Raw genomic sequence first — 15,957 nt, 5'->3', positions numbered from 1 at the left:
GTGGACTCTCACCGCCGCCGCGGGTCAGCGGCTGCGCGGGTCGAGAGCGTCGCGGAGACCGTCACCGAGCAGGTTGAACGCAAGGACGGTCACGAAGATGGCCAGACCAGGCACGATCATGAACTGGGGGTCGACCTGGTAGTAGTCGACCGCCTGGTTGATCATGCCGCCCCAGGACGCCTGCGGGGGCTGGATGCCGACGCCGAGGAAACTGAGGGACGCCTCGAAGAGGATGTTGGTCGGGATGAGCAGCGTCGAGTAGACGATGATCGGGCCGACGAGGTTCGGCAGCAGCTCCTTGAAGAGGATGTACGGCCCCTTGGCCCCCATCCCCCGGGATGCGTCGACGAACTCCCGCTCGCGCAGGGCCAGGGTCTGACCGCGCACGATACGGCCCAGGTAGGGCCAGTTGAAGAAGCCGATGATGAAGATCAGCACGCTGATGTGCAGCGGCAGGCCCTCCAGCCCGAAGGCACCGCCCTGCAGGGTCGCCGAGATGGCGATGGCGAACAGCAGCAGCGGGAACGCCAGGAAGGTGTCCATCAGCCGGCTGATGATCGTGTCGACCCGGCCGCCGTAGTAGCCGGCGACCACGCCGAGGACCGCGCCGATCGTGTTGGACAGGATCGTGGCACCGAAGGCCACGACCAGGGAGACCCAGGAGCCCTCGAGGATGCGGGTGGCGATGTCGCGGCCGAACTTCGGCTCCACGCCGAGCGGGTGGTCCCAGCTCATGCCGCCCCAGCCGCCCTTGGGCAGCGAGGTGTTGGGGTCGATCAGGTCCTGGTGCAGGGCGTTCGGGTCCAGACCGAAGAGGGCCTGGATGGGACGGGACAGCACCGCGACCAGGATCAGCAGGATGACGATCACACCACCGGCGACCGCCACCTTGTCCCTCTTGAAACGGGACCAGGCGATCTGCCCCAGGGAACGGCCCTCGATCTGCCCCTTGCCGGCGCCGGCCAGGACAGCCTCCGGCTGCGCCTCGGCCTGCGCCCCGGTGGTCTCGATCGGTGCGGTCACAGTGACCCGACCCCTCTCGCCGGTGGTGACCGGCCTACACCTGCCGTGGATTACGGCTTTGTCGACTTGCTCAGCTCGCAGGAACGTCTGATCCTGCGTCTGCCTGGGGAGTCTTCAGCTTCGCTGCGATCACCCGCCAGGTCTGGCGAAGAAAGTATGCGTAACCGTGATGCAGTACGAGGGATTCCGTTATCCGAACAGCGGGTAACGCCCCTCGGACGCATGCCAGTTGGGACAAAACGGCACAATAAGTGATGCACGTGATGATTCGCCGCCATCTACGCGCGAAGAAATGTGGCTGTTACGTAAACGAGCCGAACGGGTTGCCGCCACTCTCAGTAACCGCCACGGGCCGGCGGGTAGCCGTACCCGGCCGCCGGGGCCTGGGCGGGCGAACCGTGGGCCTCACGGTCGTAGAAAGGCCGCGCGCCGGCGCGCATCCACAGGGCCACCGGGTCGTACTCGTCGGACATCGCCACGGTGGACACCGGCAGTCCCTCCGGGACGGCGCCGATGGACTGCTGCATCATCGCGCGCACCGAGTCCACGGCCGAGGGACTGGTGTCGTACACGTCCAGGCCGATGGCGAGATACGGCGCCCCGAGGGCCGGCTGCACCCAGGCGCGGCGCAGCGAGCGGACCGCCGGGGTGCGGTGGGCGTTCTGCACGAGCAGGGCGTAGAACTGGGGCACCTCGATGCCGGGTTCGGACAGCCGCAGCGGGCCCGCGGGCTGGCGCTCCAGGCCGGTCGCGATGCGGCGCAGGTCGAGCCAGGGGATGCCCACGCCGCCGCCGGGGGCGTGCGGGTTGAGCCAGAGGCCGTAGTGGTCGGGGTACAGGGTGCGGGCCACGTCGATGCCGTCGACCACCTCGTACGAACGGTTCCAGCCGCTGGCGCTCAGTTCCTGGGCCGAGGTGACGCAGGGGGCGTAGCCGTAGCCGTCGACCTCCATGTTCCCGTACTGGGCGTCCGGGGAGCCCGCCTGGCCGTGCCACAGGAGCATCCAGATCTGACCGTTGTTCGGGGTCGCGAGGGCGCGCAGCAGTGCCTCGTACGCGTCGTAGCGCCCGGGGGTCACCTGGCGCAGCATGTGCTCGACCGTGCCGGTCGCGGTGCCCGTGCCGCTGGCGCTCACCTGGACCGCCCCTTCCCTGTTTGTTGCCCCGGATATGGACACAGCTTAAGCGCCCAGGAGCTCGGGTCCTGGTGTCGGATCGCGGCTGCGGGTCGTGGGGGTTGCTCGCGCAGTTCCCCGCGCCCCTGCATTACGTCCCCTGGGTGTAGAAGGGGCGTACCTGGCCCCGCATCCAGTGGCCCACCGGGTCGTCCGCCACGTCCAGCAGGACGAGGTTGACCGGCCACGCCACCGGGGTGCGGCCCAGGGCCCGGCCGAGGGCGTCCATGGGCAGGGTGCGCAGGTCGCCCTCCCACTGGGAGAGTTCGACACCCACGAACATGACCGGGTCGGCGGTCTCGATGGCGGCGAGGCACCGGCGGGCCGTGAGGACCACTCCGGTGGCCGCGAACTCGGCGGACGCGGCTGCCAGGAAGTCGACCGGGTCGTCCTGCCAGTCCGGCTCGTAGAGCTTGACCCGGCCACCGGTGTTGGGCCCGTCCAGCGGGGTGCGGCCCACCCGGCACAGGTCGGCGACGGCGGCGGGCGGGAGGGGGACGCCGACCACGCCGTCGGGGTTCACCGCGATGCCCACGTGCGGGGGCAGCCCGCGCGCGAACTCGACCGCCGGGGCGATGGTGTACGACAGATGGCTGCCGACGACCTGGCGGAACTGCTCCTCGGAGCTGAAGACCGGGACGAAGGCCTGGCCCTCGATCTCCAGGGTGGGCAGGTCGAGGGGGCCGCTGTGCGGGCCGCCGCCGTTCGGCAGGGGGATCCAGACGAAGCTGCGGCCGAGCACCTCGATGATCCGGCCGCCCGCCGAGGGCATGCCGAGGGAGGCCGAGAGCACCTCCTCCAGCTCGTTGCCGGGCCATCCGCCGTGCGGGTGGGGGTGCGGGTGCGCCTGCCCTGGAAAGTCCGCGGGAAGATCCGCCGGGAAGTCCATCTGTCTGACCGCCTGCTGTGAACCACTGTTGATGTGGCTGAAAGGCTAGCGGGTGCCGCGCGGCGGTGACCCGGCCCGGCGAACCCGCCCGTCTCAGGCCGTGAAGCCGATCCGCCGCAGCACGTCCGCCGCCTGCCGGTCGATCAGCACCGCCGAACCGCAGCCCGGGGGCAGGTCGCCGCGCTCCACGGAGCGGATCAGCCGGGAGGCCGCTCCCCGGTGCCGCAGGAAGGCGTACCGCGAGACCCCCCGGCCCCGCTCGCGCTGGCCCCGCAGCGCGGTGTCCGCCGGGACGTCGAGCAGCAGCAGGTGCAGGGTGCCGCCCCGGCGCCGGGCCTCGCGGGCCAGCCAGCCCCGCACCCAGGCCTGCGTCCCGCAGTCGTGCACCACGACTCCTTCGCCGGAGCGCAGGGCGCGGCGCAGAGCCGCGTAGTGCGCGAGCCGGACCAGGGGGCGGTAGAGGGCGTACGGCAGTAAGCGGGACAGCCGGCCGTCGAAGCGGTCGCGGGTGTCCTGGGAGTCGACCCGGATGCCGTTGACGGCGCGCTTCATCAGCGTGGACTTGCCGCTGCCGGGCAGGCCGGTGATCACGACGAGGTCCGCCGGGCCGAACAGCAGGGCGTGCGGGCTGTGGCCCGCGCGCTCGCGCAGGTCACGGACGACCGGGCGGGCGCCCAGCGCCTCGACGGCCGGGGCCGCGGGCTGCTCGGGCAGGGCGAGCCCCGAGGTCGTCGCGTACGCCGTGGTCCTGTCCACCGTCATCGTCCTCCTCCGGGGTCGGGGTTCCCCTCCCCACCGAGCGTAAAGAGAAGGTAATGGATGATCTCTCGCGTTTCTGTACTCGTACCGCCACAAGCCGGTTACAGAGAGAGGGGTCCGATGCGGCCCTGCCGTCGGCATCCGCGGCGTGCAATGATGTCCGCGCCAACTGCATACCGGCCGCTTGAATCCGCGCGGGAGAGTCCCGGGTACGTGTACCCGGGCGCCGAAGGAGCAAGTCCCTCCCTTGAATCTCTCAGGCCCCGTTACCGCGCGGGCGAGGCACATCTGAAAAGCGGGCCGCCGACTCGACGGCGGCCCCACCCAAGGTGCAAGCCATGTCCTTCATGGCGAACCTCTCAGGTTCCGATGACAGATGGGGAGGAATACCTCGCCCGTCACACCCATGTCCTGGGATCCTTGGAGACGACCGCCCGATGAGCAGTTCTGAACTCCGTCTCACCGCGCTCGATGCCCTGCATCGCGCCCTCGGTGCCACGATGACCGACTTCGCCGGCTGGGACATGCCCCTGCGCTACGGCTCCGAGCGCGACGAGCACAACGCGGTGCGCACGAAGGCCGGGCTCTTCGACCTCTCCCACATGGGCGAGATCGCCGTGACCGGACCGCAGGCGGCCCAGCTCCTGGACTACGCCCTGGTCGGCAACATCGCCTCGGTCGCCGTCGGCCGGGCCCGCTACACCATGATCTGCCGCGAGGACGGCGGCATCCTGGACGACCTGATCGTCTACCGGCTCGCCGAGACCGAGTACCTGGTCGTGGCGAACGCGAGCAACGCCCAGGTCGTGCTCGACGCCCTCGTGGAGCGTTCCGCCGGTTTCGACGCCGAGGTGCGCGACGACCGGGACGCGTACGCCCTGCTCGCCGTCCAGGGGCCCGAGTCCTCGGGCATCCTGAAGTCGCTGACCGACGCCGACCTCGACGGCCTCAAGTACTACGCCGGTCTCCCCGGCACGGTCGCGGGCGTCCCCGCCCTCATCGCGCGCACCGGCTACACCGGCGAGGACGGCTTCGAGCTGTTCGTGAAGCCGGAGCACGCCGTCGAGCTGTGGCAGGCGCTGACCAAGGCGGGCGAGGGCGTCGGCCTGGTCCCCTGCGGGCTGTCCTGCCGGGACACGCTGCGCCTGGAGGCGGGCATGCCGCTGTACGGGCACGAGCTCACCACGGAGCTGACCCCCTACGACGCGGGCCTCGGCCGGGTCGTGAAGTTCGACAAGGGCGACTTCGTGGGCCGCGCGGCCCTGCGCGAGGCCGCCGAGCACAGCAACCACGAGGGGCCGCGCGTCCTGGTCGGCCTGATCGCCGAGGGCCGCCGGGTCCCCCGCGCCGGGTACGCGGTCGTCGCCGAGGGCAAGGTGATCGGCGAGGTCACCTCCGGGGCGCCCTCGCCCACGCTGGGCAAGCCGATCGCGATGGCCTACATCGAGCCCATGTACGCCGCGCCGGGCACGACGGGTGTCGGTGTGGACATCCGGGGCAGCCACGAGCCGTACGAGGTCGTGGCACTGCCGTTCTACAAGCGCCAGAAGTAGCCGCCACAGGTGATGCTGAGCACGATGTCGCTGCTCACGCACGCCTTCAGCAGTCCCCCCTTCACCAGCACTCCCCCGCGTACAGGAGAATTCAGGCCATGAGCAACCCCCAGCAGCTGCGTTACAGCAAGGAGCACGAGTGGCTGTCGGGCGCCGAGGACGGCGTCTCGACGGTCGGCATCACGGAGCACGCGGCCAACGCGCTCGGCGATGTCGTCTTCGTCCAGCTCCCCGAGGTCGGTGACACCGTGACCGCGGGCGAGACCTGCGGCGAGCTGGAGTCGACCAAGTCGGTCTCCGACCTGTACTCCCCCGTCTCCGGTGAGGTCACCGAGGTCAACGAGGACGTCGTCAACGACCCGTCGCTGGTGAACTCCGCCCCCTTCGAGGGCGGCTGGCTGTTCAAGGTACGCGTCGCGGAGGAGCCGGCCGACCTGCTCTCCGCCGACGAGTACACCGCCTTTTCCGCCGGCTGAGGAGTCCGCACCTGATGTCCGCACTGAACACGCCCCTGCACGAGCTCGACCCGGAGATCGCCGCCGCGGTCGACGCCGAGCTGGTCAGGCAGCAGTCCACCCTCGAGATGATCGCCTCGGAGAACTTCGCTCCGCTCGCGGTCATGGAGGCACAGGGCTCGGTCCTGACCAACAAGTACGCCGAGGGCTACCCGGGACGCCGCTACTACGGCGGCTGCGAGCACGTCGACGTGGCCGAGCAGATCGCGATCGACCGGCTCAAGGAGCTGTTCGGCGCCGAGTACGCCAACGTGCAGCCCCACTCCGGCGCCTCCGCGAACCAGGCCGCGCTGTTCGCGCTGGCCCAGCCCGGCGACACCATCCTGGGCCTGGACCTGGCGCACGGCGGTCACCTGACCCACGGGATGCGGCTGAACTTCTCCGGCAAGCAGTTCAACGTGGTCGCCTACCACGTGGACGAGTCGGGCCTCGTCGACATGGCCGAGCTGGAGAAGCTCGCCAAGGAGCACCGCCCCAAGGTGATCATCGCGGGCTGGTCCGCCTACCCGCGGCAGCTGGACTTCGCGGAGTTCCGCCGGATCGCCGACGAGGTCGGGGCGTACCTGTGGGTCGACATGGCCCACTTCGCCGGCCTGGTCGCGGCCGGGCTGCACCCGAACCCCGTCGAGCACGCGGACGTGGTCACCTCCACCACCCACAAGACGCTGGGCGGACCGCGCGGCGGGATCATCCTCGCCAGGCAGGAGTTCGCGAAGAAGCTGAACTCCTCCGTCTTCCCGGGCTTCCAGGGCGGCCCCCTGGAGCACGTGATCGCGGCGAAGGCGGTCTCCTTCAAGGTCGCGGCCTCGGAGGAGTTCAAGGAGCGCCAGCGGCGTACGGTGGACGGTGCGCGCATCCTCGCCGAGCGTCTGACGGCCGACGACGCCCGGGAGGCCGGGGTCAACGTGCTCTCCGGCGGCACCGACGTGCACCTCATCCTCGTCGACCTGCGCGAGTCCGAGCTGGACGGCAAGCAGGCCGAGGACCGTCTCCACGAAGTCGGCATCACGGTCAACCGCAACGCCGTCCCGAACGACCCGCGCCCGCCGATGGTCACGTCGGGCCTCCGGATCGGTACGCCGGCCCTGGCCACCCGCGGCTTCACGGCCGAGGACTTCGCCGAGGTCGCGGACGTGATCGCCGAGACCCTGAAGCCGTCGTACGACGCGGAAGGCCTGAAGGCCCGGGTCAAGGCCCTCGCCGACAAGCACCCGCTGTACCCCGGCCTCAACAAGTAGTTCCAGCAGTTCCACGGTGGGGGCACCCGACGACGTGTGCCCCCACCCTTCGTGAAGGAGTTCCCGTGGCCATCTCGGTCTTCGACCTGTTCTCGATCGGCATAGGCCCGTCGAGCTCCCACACGGTCGGCCCGATGCGCGCGGCCCGCATGTTCGCCCGCCGTCTGCGCAACGAGGACCTGCTGCCGTCGGTCGCCTCCGTGCGCTGCGAGCTGTACGGCTCGCTGGGCGCGACCGGCCACGGCCACGGCACCCCGAAGGCGGTGCTGCTCGGCCTGGAGGGGGCGTCCCCCCGGACGGTGGACGTGGAGGGCGCGGACGACCGGGTGGCGGAGATCAAGGCCGCGGGGGCCCTGAAGCTGCTCGGCGAGCACGAGATCTCCTTCTCCTTCGACGACGACCTCGTCCTGCACCGCCGCAAGGCCCTGCCGTACCACGCGAACGGCATGACGGTGTGGGCGTACGACGCCTCGGGCGCGGAGCTGCTGTCCAAGACGTACTACTCGGTCGGCGGCGGCTTCGTCGTGGACGAGGACGCGGTCGGCGAGGACCGCATCAAGCTCGACGACACGGTGCTGAAGTACCCCTTCCGCACGGGTGACGAGCTGCTGCGCCTGACCAAGGACACCGGACTGTCGATCTCCTCCCTGATGCTGGAGAACGAGCGCGCCTGGCGCACGGAGGACGAGATCCGGGCCGGGCTGCTGGAGATCTGGCGCGTGATGCGCGCCTGTGTGTCCCGGGGCATGTCCCAGGAGGGCATCCTGCCGGGCGGCCTTCGGGTGCGCCGTCGCGCCGCCATGACGGCCCGTCAACTGCGGGCGGAGGGCGACGCGTTGGCCCACTCCATGGAGTGGATCACGCTGTACGCGATGGCGGTCAACGAGGAGAACGCGGCCGGCGGCCGGGTGGTGACGGCCCCGACGAACGGCGCGGCCGGCATCATCCCCGCGGTCCTGCACTACTACATGAACTTCGTGCCCGGCGCGGACGAGGACGGCGTGGTCCGCTTCCTCCTCGCGGCCGGTGCCATCGGCATGCTCTTCAAGGAGAACGCCTCCATCTCCGGCGCCGAGGTCGGCTGCCAGGGCGAGGTCGGCTCGGCCTGCTCGATGGCCGCGGGCGCCCTCGCCGAGGTCCTCGGCGGCTCTCCCGAACAGGTCGAGAACGCCGCCGAGATCGGCATGGAGCACAACCTGGGCCTGACCTGCGACCCGGTCGGCGGCCTGGTCCAGATCCCCTGCATCGAGCGCAACGGCATGGCCGCGGTGAAGGCGGTCACGGCGGCGAAGATGGCGCTGCGGGGGGACGGTTCGCACAAGGTGTCCCTCGACAAGGTCATCAAGACGATGAAGGACACCGGGGCGGACATGAGCGTGAAGTACAAGGAGACGGCCCGGGGCGGGCTGGCGGTGAACATCATCGAGTGCTAGGCACCGGCGGTGTTCCGGTCTTCGGGGATCACTCCTGCCGCAGGTCCTTGACCCGGCGGAGCTTGCCGAGGGACCGCTCCAGGGTCTCCGGGTCGACGACGGCGACCTCGACGCTGACACCTACGCCGTCCTTGACGCCCTTCGCGATGGCCCGGGCGGCCGCCTCACGCTGATCGGGTCCGGTGCCGGGGCGGGCCTCGACGCGGACGGTCATGTGGTCCATCCGCCCGCGCCGGGTCAGCTGGACCTGGAAGTGCGGGGCCACGCCGGGGACCCGCAGCACGATCTCCTCGATCTGGCTGGGGAAGACGTTCACCCCCCTCAGGATGATCATGTCGTCGCAGCGGCCGGTGATCTTCTCGATGCGCCGGAAGGCGGGCCGGGCGGTGCCGGGCAGCAGCCGGGTCAGGTCGCGGGTGCGGTAGCGGATGACCGGCAGCGCCTCCTTGGTGAGGGAGGTGAACACCAGCTCGCCCTCCTCGCCGTCCGGCAGCGCCTCGCCCGTGATCGGGTCGACGACCTCGGGATAGAAGTGGTCCTCCCACACGTGCAGCCCGTCCTTGGTCTCCACGCACTCCTGGGCCACGCCGGGACCGATCACCTCCGACAGGCCGTATATGTCGACGGCGTGGATGTCCAGGCGTTCCTCGATCTCGCGGCGCATCTCCTCGGTCCACGGTTCGGCGCCGAAGATGCCGACCTCGAGGGAGGTGGAGCGCGGGTCGACGCCCTGGCGCTCGAACTCGTCGAGGAGGGTGAGCATGTACGAGGGGGTGACCATGATGATCTCGGGCCGGAAGTCCTGGATGATCTGCACCTGGCGTGCGGTCATGCCGCCCGAGGCGGGGATCACGGTGCAGCCGGCCCGCTCGGCGCCGTAGTGGGCGCCCAGGCCGCCGGTGAAGAGGCCGTAGCCGTAGGAGATGTGCACCTTGTGGCCGGGGCGGCCGCCCGCCGCCCGGATCGAGCGGGCGACCACGTCGGACCACATCGACAGGTCGTTCTCGGTGTAGCCGACCACGGTGGGGCGGCCGGTGGTGCCGCTGGAGGCATGGACGCGGCGGACCTGGTCCATGGGCACGGCGAACATGCCGAAGGGATAGGTGTCGCGCAGATCGGCCTTGGTGGTGAAGGGGAACCGGGACAGGTCCTGCGGCGAACGGCAGTCGTCGGGCTTGACGCCGGCCTCGTCGAACTTCCTGCGGTACGTCTCCACGTGCTCGTACGCGTGCCGCAGCGTCGCCCGCAGCCGGTCGAGCTGGAGCTCGCGGAGCTGCTCGCGGGTCAGCCGTTCGCCGTCGTCCAGCAGCTCCTGGGGAAGTGGCGCACCCCGCCGGGCTCCCGCTACCGCCGGGGGCATCGGTTCGCTGCTCATCACGGCTCCTCCGTCGTCGTACTGCGGACACTGCGGCTGCGACCGCGGAACTCCGCGATCACCTCCCCGCCGCGCCGGACGCTCACGTCGTAGATGCCGCTGCGGCCGAACCGGGTGCGCTCCCGCGCGGTGGCCACCAGGACGTCGCCCTCGTGGGCGGGTGCGACGAAGTCGATGTCGGCTCCGGCGGCCACGGTCACGGGGCCGTGGCTGTTGCAGGCACAGGCGAAGGCGGTGTCGGCGAGGAGGAAGAGGTACCCGCCGTGCGCGATGCCGTGTCCGTTGACCATCGCCGGCGTCACGGTCATCCGGAGCTCGGCGGTCCCCTCGCCGTGCTCCAGCAACTCGATCCCGAGGCCCTTGGACGCCTGGTCCGCGGCGAACATCGCCTCCGCGGGGCCCTTCGTCGCGCCTATGGCCTGTGTCACTGCTTCCACACTTCCACCACCTCGGAACCCGACCGAACATTCGGTTAGCGCGCGGCAGGCCTAGTAATCCAGCATCGCCATGACCTGTCAAGGCAGGGGCGGCACTTCCGGAACGGCGGGGTTCGTCTTATCATTGGCCGAACGAACGGTCGGTTGGGAAGTTGGATTCGATGACCTCACCCCAGTCCAGTACGTCATCCTCGGCGCCGCCCGCGGGCCGCGACGAGCCGGAGCTCCAGCGGCACTTCGACGACACGATCGCGCGCGACCAGCGGATCGAGCCGCGCGACTGGATGCCCGAGGGATACCGCAGGACGCTGATCCGGCAGATCGCGCAGCACGCGCACTCGGAGATCATCGGCATGCAGCCCGAGGGCGAGTGGATCACCCGCGCACCCTCGCTGCGCCGCAAGGCCATCCTGTTCGCGAAGGTCCAGGACGAGGCGGGGCACGGACTGTACCTGTACTCGGCGGCCGAGACCCTGGGCGCCGACCGCGCCGACCTGACCGAGCGGCTCATCGAGGGGCGCCAGAAGTACTCGTCGATCTTCAACTACCCGACGCCGACCTTCGCGGACGTCGGCGTGATCGGCTGGTTCGTGGACGGCGCGGCGATCTGCAACCAGGTGCCGCTGTGCCGCAGTTCGTACGGACCGTACGCCCGCGCCATGGTGCGGGTCTGCAAGGAGGAGTCGTTCCACCAGCGGCAGGGCTACGAACTGCTGCTGACGATGATGCGCGGCACCGCCGAGCAGCGGGCCATGGTCCAGGACGCGGTGGACCGCTGGTGGTGGCCGTCCCTGATGATGTTCGGCCCGCCCGACGACGACTCCCCCAACTCCGCTCGGTCGATGGCCTGGAAGATCAAGCGGCACACCAACGACGAACTGCGCCAGCGCTTCGTCGACATGACCGTGCCGCAGGCCGAGAAGCTCGGTGTGACCCTGCCGGACCCCGAGCTGCGCTGGAACGAGGAGCGCGGGCACCACGACTTCGGCACCCCCGACTGGTCCGAGCTCAAGCGGGTGATCTCCGGCGACGGCCCCTGCAACGCACAGCGCATGGAGCGGCGCAGGACCGCCCACGAGGAGGGCGCCTGGGTACGGGAGGCGGCGGCCGCGCACGCGGCCAGACAGGACAAGCGGCGCGAGGAAGGTCCGGCGGCATGAGCGACACCGGGAACACCAAGGGGAACTGGCCGCTGTACGAGGTGTTCGTGCGCGGCAAGCGCGGGCTGAACCACGTGCACGTGGGCTCGCTGCACGCCGCCGACGACCGGATGGCGCTCACCCACGCCCGCGACCTGTACACGCGGCGCAACGAGGGCGTGAGCATCTGGGTGGTGCGGTCGGAGCACATCGCCGCCTCCACGCGCGACGAGAAGGACCCGTTCTTCGCCCCCAGCGCCGACAAGGTCTACCGTCACCCGACGTTCTACGACATCCCCGGCGACGTCCCCCACATCTGAGGAGCAGGACATGAGTGACGATCACGTCTACCTGTCCCTGGCCGAGGGACACGACGAGGGCGGCGATGCCCGCTGGGCGTTCGGCACCGGGTTCGAGGACCCGCTGCACGGTGTCGACACCGCCGTGCCCGTGGACGTCGACGCCGGCGAACTCGCCGCGACCTGCCTGGCGCTCGGCGACGACGCCCTGGTCTCGGCCCAGCGTCTGGCCGAGTGGACCACCCGCGCCCCGGAGCTGGAGGAGGAGGTGGCGCTCGCCAACATCGGGCTCGACCTGCTCGGCCAGGCCCGTCTGCTGTACGCGCGCTGCGGCCAGGTCGACGGCACCGGCCGCGGTGAGGACGCCTACGCCTACTTCCGCGACGCGGACGACTTCCGCAACGTCCGCCTGGCCGAACTCCCCAACGGCGACTTCGCGTTCTCCGTCGTGCGGCTGCTGGTGCTGTCCAGCTGGCGGCTCGCCCACTTCGAGCAGCTCGCGGCGTCCCCGGACCCGGTGCTGTCCGCCGTGGCCGCCAAGGGCGTCAAGGAACTGACCTACCACCGGCAGTACGCCGCCGACTGGGCCGTCCGGCTCGGGGACGGCACGCCGGAGTCGCACCGGCGCATGCGGGCGGCCCTCCACCAGGTCGCGCCGTATCTGGGCGAGCTGTTCACGGCGTACGACGCACGCGACGCGGTCGTCGCCGTCCTGGCGCAGGTCACCAAGGCGGCGGGGTTGCCGATGCCGGCCTGGCGGCCGGCCCCGGGGACGGGTCGCGAGGGCGGGCACACCGAGCACCTCGCCCCGCTGCTGGCCGAGTTGCAGGGCGTGGCCCGCGCACACCCGGGGGCTGTGTGGTGACCGTGCCGACCATGCCGACCACCCCGGCGGACGCCCGCCGTGCCCGGCACGTCGCCGAGCAGGTGCCGGACCCCGAACTGCCCATGCTGACCCTGGCCGACCTCGGAGTCCTGCGCGGCGTCGAGGTGACGGCGGACGGACGGGTCGTCGCGAGCCTCACCCCGACCTACTCGGGCTGTCCGGCGATGGCGGAGATGCGCGCCGACGTCGCCGCGCGGCTGCGGGCGGCCGGGTTCGAGCGGGTGGAGATCCGCACGGTGCTGGATCCGCCGTGGACGACGGACTGGATCACCGCGGCGGGCCGCCGCAAGCTCGCCGAGCACGGCATCGCACCGCCCGGCCCGGCGCCCCGGCCCGCGCCCGGCCCCGTGCCCCTGGTCCTGTCGCCCACCCGGCACACGGTGGCCTGCCCGCGCTGCGGCTCGGCGGACACCGAGGAGACCTCCCGCTTCGCCGCCACGTCCTGCAAGGCCCTGTGGCGCTGCCGGGCCTGTCGCGAGCCGTTCGAGTACGTCAAGGAGATCTGATGGAAGACCTGATGGCCCCGGCCGGCGGCGCCCCCGCAGGAGCGCCGCGCGCGCGTCGGCGCCCCGCCTTCCACGCTCTGCGCGTCGCCTCGGTGCAGCGGCTGTGCGAGGACGCGGTCGCCGTCGGTTTCGCGATCCCCGACGACCTGGCCGGGGAGTTCGCCTTCGCACCCGGGCAGTCGCTGACCCTGCGCCGCCGGGTGGACGGACGGGACGAGCGGCGCTCGTACTCGATCTGCTCCCCCGCCGGCACGAGCCCGCGCATCGGTGTGCGCGAGGTGCCCGGCGGCCTGTTCTCCTCCTGGCTCGTCCACGACGTACGGCCCGGCGACACCATCGAGGTGATGGCCCCCACCGGCTCCTTCACCCCCGACGTCACCACCCCCGGCCACCACGTCCTGATCGCCGCCGGGTCGGGCATCACACCGATGCTGTCCATCGCCGAGTCGGTCCTCGCCGCCGACGACCGCTCCCGGGTCACCCTCTTCTACGGCAACCGGCGCACCGGATCCGTGATGTTCGCCGACGAACTCGCCGACCTGAAGGACCTGTTCCCCAGCCGCTTCCAGCTGGCGCACGTCCTCTCCCGCGAGCCGCGCGAGGCCGAGCTGCTCACCGGCCGGCTGGACGGCGAACGGCTCGCCGCGCTCGTCGACGGCCTGGTCGACGTGCGCGGCGCGGACCACTGGTGGCTGTGCGGCCCGCACGGCATGGTCCGCGACGCACAGAAGGTGCTGGCCGGGCTGGGCGTGCCCGTCGACCGGGTCCACCAGGAGCTGTTCTACGCCGACGACGAGCCGATCCGCCCCGTCCGTCACCTCGAGGCCCGGGCCGAGGGCCCGGTCAGCCAGGTCACCGTCGTCCTCGACGGCCGCTCCACCACGTCCGCCCTTCCCCGGGACACCACGCTCCTCGACGCGGCCGCCCGTGTCCGCCCGGACCTGCCGTTCGCCTGCAAGGGCGGTGTGTGCGGCACCTGCCGCGCGCTGGTCCGCGACGGCGAGACCGACATGCGCCGCAACTACGCCCTCGAACCCGCCGAGGTCGACGCCGGCTACGTGCTGACCTGCCAGACCTTCCCGGTCTCCGAGACGCTGACCGTCGACTACGACAGCTGAGCGCACACACCGGAGCGACAAACCACCCCATCCACTCCCCTGAGGGACACCTACGGCGTGTCCCTCCCAATCATCCCACCGAGGTTCCCGCGCCGGGCATCTGGGGCATCATCAACTCCCGTCCCCCCACCCACACTTCAGGGGAGCCCCCACATGCTCCGCGGTATCGACGTCAGCGCCTACCAGTCCTCCTCCTTCAGCACCGAAGGTCTCTCCTTCGTCTTCATCAAGGCGACGGAGGGCCGCTCCTACACCAACCCGAAGCTCGCGGCGCAGACCAAGCACGCGCGTGACGCAGGTCTGGTCGTCGGCTTCTACCACTTCCTGTGGCCCGGCAACCTCACCGCCCAGGCCGAGTACTTCGTCAAGCACGCCCCCGAGAAGGGCGGCGACATCCTCGCGGTCGACTGGGAGACCACGGGCGACGGCACCCACGCGAGCAACGCGGAGAAGGACTCCTTCATCCGCAAGGTGAGACAGCTGCGCCCGAACAACCGGGTCGTCCTCTACACGAACCGGCACTACTGGCTGAACATCGACACCACGTCGTACGCCGGCGACGGGCTCTGGATCGCCGACTACGTCACGGCCGGCAAGCCCCGCATCAAGGCGAAGTGGCGCTTCCACCAGTACACCGACGACCCGGTGGACAAGAACGTCGCCGACTTCGCGAGCAAGGCGGCCCTGCGCGAGTGGGCGGCCGACGCCTGAACCGCGCCCTGCTCATAGGCTTGTCCCATGGGCGGGAAGATCACTGCGGTCAGCAGCAACGGGACGTACTCCTTCACCAAGCCGAACCGCGAGGCCATCACGCTGCTCGCCGGGTTCGGCGTGGCGGGGGACGTGCACGGCGGGGCGACGGTCAAGCACCGCTTCCGGATGCGGAAGGACCCCTCGCAGCCGAACCTCCGGCAGGTGCACCTGATGCACGCCGAGCTGTTCGAGGAGCTCCGTGCGGCCGGGTTCGAGGTCGGCGCCGGGGAGCTCGGGGAGAACGTGACCACGCGCGGGGTCGACCTGCTGGGGCTGTCGGTGGGCACCAGGCTGCATCTGGGCGACGAGGCCGTCGTCGAGGTGACCGGGCTGCGGAACCCGTGTGCGCAGATCGACCGCTTCCGCAAGGGCCTGCTCAAGGAGGTCGTCGGGCGGGGCCCGGACGGGGCCGCCCGGTTCAGGTCCGGGATCATGTCCGTCGTCGTGGTGGGAGGCGTGGTGCGCCCCGGGGACACGGTCGGCGTCGAGGCCCCGCCCGGGCCGCACCGGCCGCTCGACATCGTGTGACCGTCGGGGGCCGTTGCCCGCCGGGTGCCCGGAACGACGAAGGGGGGCGCCTGTCGAGGCGCCCCCTTGCCGTCGGTCCTACTTGTTCAGGAAGGCCCAGAACTCGTCGAACGACAGGAGCTTGTCGCCGTTCAGGTCACGGCTCTTGATGATCGCCTCGGCGACCGACTCGGTCACGTTCCAGTCGCCGCCCTGGGCCAGGGCGGACTTGAACTCGGCGGCGGTGATGGAGCCGTCACCGTCCGCATCGATCCGCTCGAACTGCTTGCGTGCTTCCTCGATGTCGATGTGCGCCACCGGTCCGCCCCTTTTCTTGCCTCTGTCGTGTCCT

18 protein-coding genes and 1 riboswitch are annotated in these 15,957 nt (G+C 70.8%); of the genes, 11 read left to right on the top strand and 7 right to left on the bottom strand.

From position 1 onward, the window contains the following. Nucleotides 1-24: 24 nt before the first annotated feature. The 4 genes from M2163_RS33325 to M2163_RS33310 all read right to left on the bottom strand — a co-directional run bounded on the left by M2163_RS33325 (nucleotide 25) and on the right by M2163_RS33310 (nucleotide 3,849). Complete coding sequence (locus M2163_RS33325; protein ID WP_280849183.1) at nucleotides 25-1,023, bottom strand: ABC transporter permease; 999 nt, start codon at nucleotides 1,021-1,023, stop codon at nucleotides 25-27. A 335-nt stretch (nucleotides 1,024-1,358) separates the two neighbouring features. Further along, nucleotides 1,359-2,159: an enhanced serine sensitivity protein SseB C-terminal domain-containing protein gene (locus M2163_RS33320; protein ID WP_280895805.1), complete on the bottom strand. Its 801-nt coding sequence runs from the start codon at nucleotides 2,157-2,159 to the stop codon at nucleotides 1,359-1,361. Between the two features lie 130 nt (nucleotides 2,160-2,289). Continuing rightward, nucleotides 2,290-3,087: an enhanced serine sensitivity protein SseB gene (locus M2163_RS33315; protein ID WP_280849185.1), complete on the bottom strand. Its 798-nt coding sequence runs from the start codon at nucleotides 3,085-3,087 to the stop codon at nucleotides 2,290-2,292. Between the two features lie 93 nt (nucleotides 3,088-3,180). After that, entirely contained in the window at nucleotides 3,181-3,849 is a 669-nt protein-coding gene (locus tag M2163_RS33310; RefSeq protein WP_280895804.1) for an AAA family ATPase, read from the bottom strand. Nucleotides 3,850-4,031: 182 nt separating this feature from the next. Continuing rightward, nucleotides 4,032-4,128: riboswitch (glycine riboswitch) on the top strand. A gap of 155 nt (nucleotides 4,129-4,283) precedes the next feature. Between M2163_RS33310 and gcvT the strand changes: the two genes are divergently transcribed. From gcvT to M2163_RS33290, 4 genes are all read left to right on the top strand, one after another. After that, on the top strand, nucleotides 4,284-5,399 hold the full coding sequence (gene gcvT / locus M2163_RS33305; protein WP_280849187.1) for a glycine cleavage system aminomethyltransferase GcvT: 1,116 nt from the start codon (nucleotides 4,284-4,286) through the stop codon (nucleotides 5,397-5,399). A 98-nt stretch (nucleotides 5,400-5,497) separates the two neighbouring features. Continuing rightward, nucleotides 5,498-5,875 carry a glycine cleavage system protein GcvH gene (gene gcvH, locus M2163_RS33300; protein ID WP_062026852.1) on the top strand — a complete coding sequence of 126 codons (378 nt, stop codon included), beginning with the start codon at nucleotides 5,498-5,500 and terminating at the stop codon, nucleotides 5,873-5,875. 14 nt (nucleotides 5,876-5,889) lie between these two features. Continuing rightward, the gene (gene glyA / locus M2163_RS33295) at nucleotides 5,890-7,152 is read left to right on the top strand and encodes a serine hydroxymethyltransferase (protein ID WP_280849188.1); all 1,263 of its coding nucleotides are present in this window, start codon (nucleotides 5,890-5,892) and stop codon (nucleotides 7,150-7,152) included. Between the two features lie 65 nt (nucleotides 7,153-7,217). Beyond that, a complete protein-coding gene (locus M2163_RS33290; RefSeq protein WP_280849189.1) occupies nucleotides 7,218-8,585 on the top strand; it encodes an L-serine ammonia-lyase in 1,368 nt (455 codons plus the stop codon). A gap of 28 nt (nucleotides 8,586-8,613) precedes the next feature. Here the strand turns inward: M2163_RS33290 and paaK are convergent, their stop codons facing one another. Together paaK and paaI are read right to left on the bottom strand one after the other, a co-directional pair. Further along, a complete protein-coding gene (gene paaK / locus M2163_RS33285; RefSeq protein ID WP_280895803.1) occupies nucleotides 8,614-9,960 on the bottom strand; it encodes a phenylacetate--CoA ligase PaaK in 1,347 nt (448 codons plus the stop codon). Beyond that, nucleotides 9,960-10,346 carry a hydroxyphenylacetyl-CoA thioesterase PaaI gene (gene paaI / locus M2163_RS33280; protein WP_280897356.1) on the bottom strand — a complete coding sequence of 129 codons (387 nt, stop codon included), beginning with the start codon at nucleotides 10,344-10,346 and terminating at the stop codon, nucleotides 9,960-9,962. The genes paaK and paaI overlap by 1 nt, the downstream gene beginning before the upstream one ends. A gap of 212 nt (nucleotides 10,347-10,558) precedes the next feature. Between paaI and paaA the strand changes: the two genes are divergently transcribed. From paaA to M2163_RS33245, 7 genes are all read left to right on the top strand, one after another. Continuing rightward, the gene (paaA, locus tag M2163_RS33275) at nucleotides 10,559-11,557 is read left to right on the top strand and encodes a 1,2-phenylacetyl-CoA epoxidase subunit PaaA (RefSeq protein WP_280849191.1); all 999 of its coding nucleotides are present in this window, start codon (nucleotides 10,559-10,561) and stop codon (nucleotides 11,555-11,557) included. After that, nucleotides 11,554-11,856: a 1,2-phenylacetyl-CoA epoxidase subunit PaaB gene (paaB, locus tag M2163_RS33270; protein ID WP_280849192.1), complete on the top strand. Its 303-nt coding sequence runs from the start codon at nucleotides 11,554-11,556 to the stop codon at nucleotides 11,854-11,856. Before paaA ends, paaB begins: the two co-directional genes overlap by 4 nt. Nucleotides 11,857-11,866: 10 nt before the next feature. Continuing rightward, the gene (gene paaC / locus M2163_RS33265) at nucleotides 11,867-12,700 is read left to right on the top strand and encodes a 1,2-phenylacetyl-CoA epoxidase subunit PaaC (protein ID WP_280895802.1); all 834 of its coding nucleotides are present in this window, start codon (nucleotides 11,867-11,869) and stop codon (nucleotides 12,698-12,700) included. Between the two features lie 11 nt (nucleotides 12,701-12,711). After that, entirely contained in the window at nucleotides 12,712-13,227 is a 516-nt protein-coding gene (gene paaD, locus M2163_RS33260; protein WP_280849194.1) for a 1,2-phenylacetyl-CoA epoxidase subunit PaaD, read from the top strand. Then, nucleotides 13,227-14,345: a 1,2-phenylacetyl-CoA epoxidase subunit PaaE gene (gene paaE / locus M2163_RS33255; protein ID WP_280895801.1), complete on the top strand. Its 1,119-nt coding sequence runs from the start codon at nucleotides 13,227-13,229 to the stop codon at nucleotides 14,343-14,345. The genes paaD and paaE overlap by 1 nt, the downstream gene beginning before the upstream one ends. Before the next feature lie 153 nt (nucleotides 14,346-14,498). Then, nucleotides 14,499-15,056, top strand: coding sequence for a glycoside hydrolase family 25 protein (locus M2163_RS33250; protein WP_280849196.1), 558 nt, complete (start codon nucleotides 14,499-14,501; stop codon nucleotides 15,054-15,056). A 27-nt stretch (nucleotides 15,057-15,083) separates the two neighbouring features. Further along, nucleotides 15,084-15,626 (top strand): MOSC domain-containing protein, encoded by a 543-nt coding sequence (locus M2163_RS33245; protein ID WP_280849197.1) that lies wholly within the window; start codon nucleotides 15,084-15,086, stop codon nucleotides 15,624-15,626. A gap of 78 nt (nucleotides 15,627-15,704) precedes the next feature. Here the strand turns inward: M2163_RS33245 and M2163_RS33240 are convergent, their stop codons facing one another. Then, a complete protein-coding gene (locus tag M2163_RS33240) occupies nucleotides 15,705-15,923 on the bottom strand; it encodes an EF-hand domain-containing protein (RefSeq protein ID WP_053852477.1) in 219 nt (72 codons plus the stop codon). Between the last annotated feature and the right edge of the window lie 34 nt (nucleotides 15,924-15,957).

Source organism: Streptomyces sp. SAI-135 (assembly GCF_029893805.1).
Lineage (GTDB): Bacteria > Actinomycetota > Actinomycetes > Streptomycetales > Streptomycetaceae > Streptomyces.
This window is presented reverse-complemented; position numbering and strand designations above follow the sequence as displayed.

What these genes read in the sequence shown, in the direction of transcription:
- paaB (WP_280849192.1), top strand. Translation starts at nt 11,554, where the DNA reads ATGAGCGACACCGGGAACACCAAGGGGAACTGGCCGCTGTACGAGGTG.
- paaK (WP_280895803.1), bottom strand. Translation starts at nt 9,960, where the DNA reads ATGAGCAGCGAACCGATGCCCCCGGCGGTAGCGGGAGCCCGGCGGGGT.
- gcvH (WP_062026852.1), top strand. Translation starts at nt 5,498, where the DNA reads ATGAGCAACCCCCAGCAGCTGCGTTACAGCAAGGAGCACGAGTGGCTG.
- paaI (WP_280897356.1), bottom strand. Translation starts at nt 10,346, where the DNA reads ATGTTCGCCGCGGACCAGGCGTCCAAGGGCCTCGGGATCGAGTTGCTG.
- gcvT (WP_280849187.1), top strand. Translation starts at nt 4,284, where the DNA reads ATGAGCAGTTCTGAACTCCGTCTCACCGCGCTCGATGCCCTGCATCGC.
- M2163_RS33250 (WP_280849196.1), top strand. Translation starts at nt 14,499, where the DNA reads ATGCTCCGCGGTATCGACGTCAGCGCCTACCAGTCCTCCTCCTTCAGC.
- M2163_RS33245 (WP_280849197.1), top strand. Translation starts at nt 15,084, where the DNA reads ATGGGCGGGAAGATCACTGCGGTCAGCAGCAACGGGACGTACTCCTTC.
- glyA (WP_280849188.1), top strand. Translation starts at nt 5,890, where the DNA reads ATGTCCGCACTGAACACGCCCCTGCACGAGCTCGACCCGGAGATCGCC.
- M2163_RS33310 (WP_280895804.1), bottom strand. Translation starts at nt 3,849, where the DNA reads ATGACGGTGGACAGGACCACGGCGTACGCGACGACCTCGGGGCTCGCC.
- paaC (WP_280895802.1), top strand. Translation starts at nt 11,867, where the DNA reads ATGAGTGACGATCACGTCTACCTGTCCCTGGCCGAGGGACACGACGAG.
- M2163_RS33315 (WP_280849185.1), bottom strand. Translation starts at nt 3,087, where the DNA reads ATGGACTTCCCGGCGGATCTTCCCGCGGACTTTCCAGGGCAGGCGCAC.
- paaA (WP_280849191.1), top strand. Translation starts at nt 10,559, where the DNA reads ATGACCTCACCCCAGTCCAGTACGTCATCCTCGGCGCCGCCCGCGGGC.
- paaE (WP_280895801.1), top strand. Translation starts at nt 13,227, where the DNA reads ATGGAAGACCTGATGGCCCCGGCCGGCGGCGCCCCCGCAGGAGCGCCG.
- paaD (WP_280849194.1), top strand. Translation starts at nt 12,712, where the DNA reads ATGCCGACCACCCCGGCGGACGCCCGCCGTGCCCGGCACGTCGCCGAG.